Origin of the sequence: Streptomyces sp. NPDC090442, from assembly GCF_044769405.1 — a bacterium.
GTDB lineage: Bacteria > Actinomycetota > Actinomycetes > Streptomycetales > Streptomycetaceae > Streptomyces.
Window position 1 is genome coordinate 1 of record NZ_JBIVXW010000186.1, and the last position, 3,558, is coordinate 3,558.

4 protein-coding genes are annotated in these 3,558 nt (G+C 66.0%); 1 reads left to right on the plus strand and 3 read right to left on the minus strand.

Annotated elements, in window-relative coordinates:
- Nucleotides 1–31: 31 nt before the first annotated feature.
- The 3 genes from ACIQU6_RS44095 to ACIQU6_RS44105 all read right to left on the minus strand — a co-directional run bounded on the left by ACIQU6_RS44095 (nt 32) and on the right by ACIQU6_RS44105 (nt 3,100).
- On the minus strand, nt 32–1,102 hold the full coding sequence (locus tag ACIQU6_RS44095) for a hypothetical protein (RefSeq protein WP_403488276.1): 1,071 nt from the start codon (nt 1,100–1,102) through the stop codon (nt 32–34).
- A 97-nt stretch (nt 1,103–1,199) separates the two neighbouring features.
- Nucleotides 1,200–2,408, minus strand: a complete 1,209-nt coding sequence (locus ACIQU6_RS44100) for a sensor histidine kinase (protein ID WP_403488278.1) — start codon at nt 2,406–2,408, stop codon at nt 1,200–1,202.
- 11 nt (nt 2,409–2,419) lie between these two features.
- Nucleotides 2,420–3,100, minus strand: a complete 681-nt coding sequence (locus ACIQU6_RS44105; RefSeq protein WP_403488280.1) for a response regulator transcription factor — start codon at nt 3,098–3,100, stop codon at nt 2,420–2,422.
- Nucleotides 3,101–3,202: 102 nt separating this feature from the next.
- Between ACIQU6_RS44105 and ACIQU6_RS44110 the strand changes: the two genes are divergently transcribed.
- Nucleotides 3,203–3,466 (plus strand): hypothetical protein, encoded by a 264-nt coding sequence (locus tag ACIQU6_RS44110; RefSeq protein ID WP_403488282.1) that lies wholly within the window; start codon nt 3,203–3,205, stop codon nt 3,464–3,466.
- Nucleotides 3,467–3,558: the final 92 nt, after the last annotated feature.

The following is a 3,558-nucleotide window of genomic DNA, read 5'->3' on the forward strand; positions in this document are numbered from 1 at the left end:
CTCGTGCTCGTCCGCGCGACGGCCTGCTGAATCACCCACCAGCCGAACTCCCAGGCCAACACGCCCCAACATCAATCGCGGGGCAGCCCGTAAGAAGTAGGTCGGTGAGTGTGTCCTTCGTCGTGGCACCCTCGCGCCAGGAGCCCCCGCCCATCTCGAGGAGAGTCCCCGCGACGGCTCCGAGGATGTACGAGGAATTCTTTGACCACAGGAACGCGGGGTGGACCTTCGGCGACCAGTCGTAGGTGAGCGAGAGGGAGCGCGCCCAGCGCTCGTCATCGTTGGACGGGTTGGTGGCTCTGGCAGCCGCCAGCATCTGTGTGCTGAAGAACTGAGCCGTCCCTTCATGTACGTCCGGGGTGCGAAGCCAGTTGTCCGCCCCGAACCTGTCGTCCCACTTTCTGTGCCAGTAAGCGGCGGCTGCAAGGTGTTCCTCGCGCCTTTCATGATCGGTGAGGGCTTTCCTGAGCGCGTCATAGACCAGCGCCCGGTAGAGCGGCCATTCAGGCTCAAGCGGATACCTCAGGACTTCCTCCTCCCGTGGCGGCCGCCAGCCTTGTTGTGTCTGGAAATCGTGGAAGAACTCGTGTGTACCGAGGTCGAAGTTGGATTCGGGACCAGGAACGGGCAGCGGAACATGCTCAGCCTCCCAGTCGTCGCCCTTCGTTTGTTCCAGGTCGATCACGGTCGCCCGGGAGTCTTTCCAGGACGTGAAGAAGTACATCCAGCTGTATTCGGGGGCCAATGCGTCCACTTCGGCTCGGTCCAGGGGAGTGACGCCGTTGACGGTGAGTTCCCACGCCTGGCGTTCGGAGACCAGGATGAGGTACTGCTCAGCCATCTTGGTCCCGGGCCAGACTTTTTCACCGACCGGCCATGACTTGGCTATGAGCTGTTGAATGTCGGCAACCATCTGCCCGAGGTCTTCTGTCCCGCCGGAACGGCCGCGAACATGCTCGTCATCGCGTCGGATCGGCGCCGCAGCAGCTTGCGCCGCACCGCCGAAGACAGAGATTCCCAGAGCAAGTCCTACGGCTGAGCGCAATAGAGTCCGACGACGAAGATCCTCAAGCTCAGCATCTCCGTACTCGTGTGCTGGCATGGCTCTTGCCTCTCTGTCTCGTGACCTGAATCACTTCATGGAAATAGTCAGCATGTTGCTGAGATGTTGCGGTGAGCAGGGCGTGCCCTGTTTGTGGTCATGGTTCGGGGTGGGGGAAGGTGATGTGGATGGTGAGGCCGCCGTCGGGGTTGGCTTCGGTGTCTGTGCGGGCCTGGTGGGCGCGGGCGATGGAGGCGACGATGGACAGGCCGAGGCCGGCTCCTTCGCCGGGGCTGTGGCGGCGCTCATGCAGGCGGCGGAAGGGTTCGAAGAGGTAGGGGACGGTATCCGGTGGCACGTGTGGGCCGCTGTTGTCGATCTCCAGGGTCAGGCCGTGTGCGGTGACGGTGATGTGGCCGCCGTCGTGGTTGTAGCGGAGGGCGTTGCCGACGAGGTTGCGCACGAGGTGTGTCAGCAGGACCGGGTCGCCCTGCACCGTCACGGGCGTGGTCCGGGTCCGGACGGTGATGCCGTGGTCGCGTGCCTGCTGCAAGACGGCATACTCGGCGGCCACGGAGCGTACGAGCTCGTCGAGGGCGACCGGTTCACGGTGCTCCAGGCCCTGGTCGGAGACGGAGAGCAGCAGCAGGCCCTCGATGAGGCGTTCGCTGCTGTCGGCGACTTCGATGGGTTTGCGGCGGATGCGTGCGACGGCCTCGGGGTCGGAGGTGGCCAGGCCGATCTCGGCCGCGGCTCGTTGCACTGCCAGTGAGGTGCGCAGTTCGTGTGCGGCGTTGGCGGCGAACCGTTTCTGCGCGCCGACGAGATGTTCTATGCGGTCGAGCATGTCGTCGAAGGTGTCGGCGAGTTGCTTGAGTTCGCCCGACGGGGCGTCGAGGGCGATGCGCTCGTGGAGGTTCTCGCCCGACAGCTGCCGGGCGGTACGGGTGATGACGCCCACGGGGCGTAGTACCCGTCCGGCCATCCACCAGGCCAGTGCAAGGGAGAGGACGGCGAAGACGGTCAGGGTGATCAGGGAGATGGTCAGCAGCTGGTTCTGGGCTGCGTGTTCGGCGGCCTGGGTGAAGACGCTGACAGCCTCCGCAGCCGCCTTGTCGCGGGTGGCGGGGGCGGGCTGCGGAGCTGCCGGCGCGGCGGTGGGGTGTGGGGAGGGGGGCGGGGTACTGCCTGCTTGTCCGGTGACGGGCGCCACGGCCGTGCTGATCGTGTTGTAGAGGCCCTGGCTGACGAGGAAGTTGACCAGGGCGATGAGCATGGCTCCGGCGACGACGAGCAGCCCGCCGTAGAGCATCGTCAGGCGGGCCTGCTCCCCGCCGGGCAGCCGGACGCTGGAGATGCGGGGCATGGCAGGCCGTTTCACGCGCTGCCGCCGATGCGGTAGCCCTGCCCGGGCACGGTGTCGATGACCGGGGGCTCGCCGAACTTGGTGCGGAGTTTGCTGAGCGTGACCCGGACGGCGTTGGTGCGGTAGCTGGCGTTCTCCTCCCACACCTGCTCGACCATGTCGTGACTGCTGACGACAGCACCCTCGGCACGCATCAGCACCTCCAGCACCCCGAATTCCTTGCGTGACGAGGCGAGATAGCGGCCGTTGCGGGAAGCCTGCCGACGGGTGGTGTCCAAGGTGATGCCGGCGCGTGCGATGACGGGGGGCAGGGCGGGCCGGGCGCGGCGGTCCAGGGCCAGGACGCGGTCGAGCAGTTCCTCGTAGGCGAAGGGCTTGGAGAGGTAGTCGTCCGCGCCCAGGCCCTCGACCCGCTGCCGTATGGAGCCGGCGGCGGTGAGCATCAGCACCCGGGTCAGCAGGCGCGCCTCGACGACGCGACGGCACACCTCGTCGCCGTGCAGGCCGTGCAGATCGCGGTCCAGGACGAGCACGTCGTACTCGCCCAGACGCAGCCGCTCCAGCGCCTCCAGGCCGTCGTGGGCGACGTCGACGGCCAGGGCGTCACGGCGCAGTCCCTCGGCAATCATGTCCGCCATGAATTTCTCGTCCTCCACGACCAGCACACGTACGGGGTCATATATAGCGGGCATCGGCATTTCGTTTTCATAAACGACCAGGTGCATGGAAACGAAACACCAATGTATGTCAGCCTCCGTGCCGTTGGCATCGGTCCTCGGTTGCGGAGGAATTTCATGGGGAACATCAGGTACGGCTTGGCGACTGCGTTCGTCACGGGGCTGGCGTTGTTCGCCGCCGGTTGCAGCACGGGCGGTGGGGATTCGGGCAAGGACAGCAGCGCGCAGGGTTCCGGCGAGGGAAAGAAGGAGGACGACGGCTACGAATACCGTCAGTGCCTGCGCGATAACGGCGTGAAGGTGGAGGAGCCCAAGGAGGGCATGGGCGCGGGAATCACGGTGCCGGACGAGAAGGCGCTTAAGAAGGCCCAGGAAGCCTGAGCCCTTGCCAGAAGGACTCAGCGAGGGCGTTGTCGTAGCTCGAGCCGACCCGGCCCATGCTCCGGCGGATCCCGAAACCGTCACAGACCTGC

Bases quoted from the DNA above. Each gene is read 5' to 3' on its own strand.
- ACIQU6_RS44100 (WP_403488278.1), bottom strand. From the start codon at position 2,408: ATGCCCCGCATCTCCAGCGTCCGGCTGCCCGGCGGGGAGCAGGCCCGC.
- ACIQU6_RS44105 (WP_403488280.1), bottom strand. From the start codon at position 3,100: ATGCCCGCTATATATGACCCCGTACGTGTGCTGGTCGTGGAGGACGAG.
- ACIQU6_RS44095 (WP_403488276.1), bottom strand. From the start codon at position 1,102: ATGCCAGCACACGAGTACGGAGATGCTGAGCTTGAGGATCTTCGTCGT.
- ACIQU6_RS44110 (WP_403488282.1), top strand. From the start codon at position 3,203: ATGGGGAACATCAGGTACGGCTTGGCGACTGCGTTCGTCACGGGGCTG.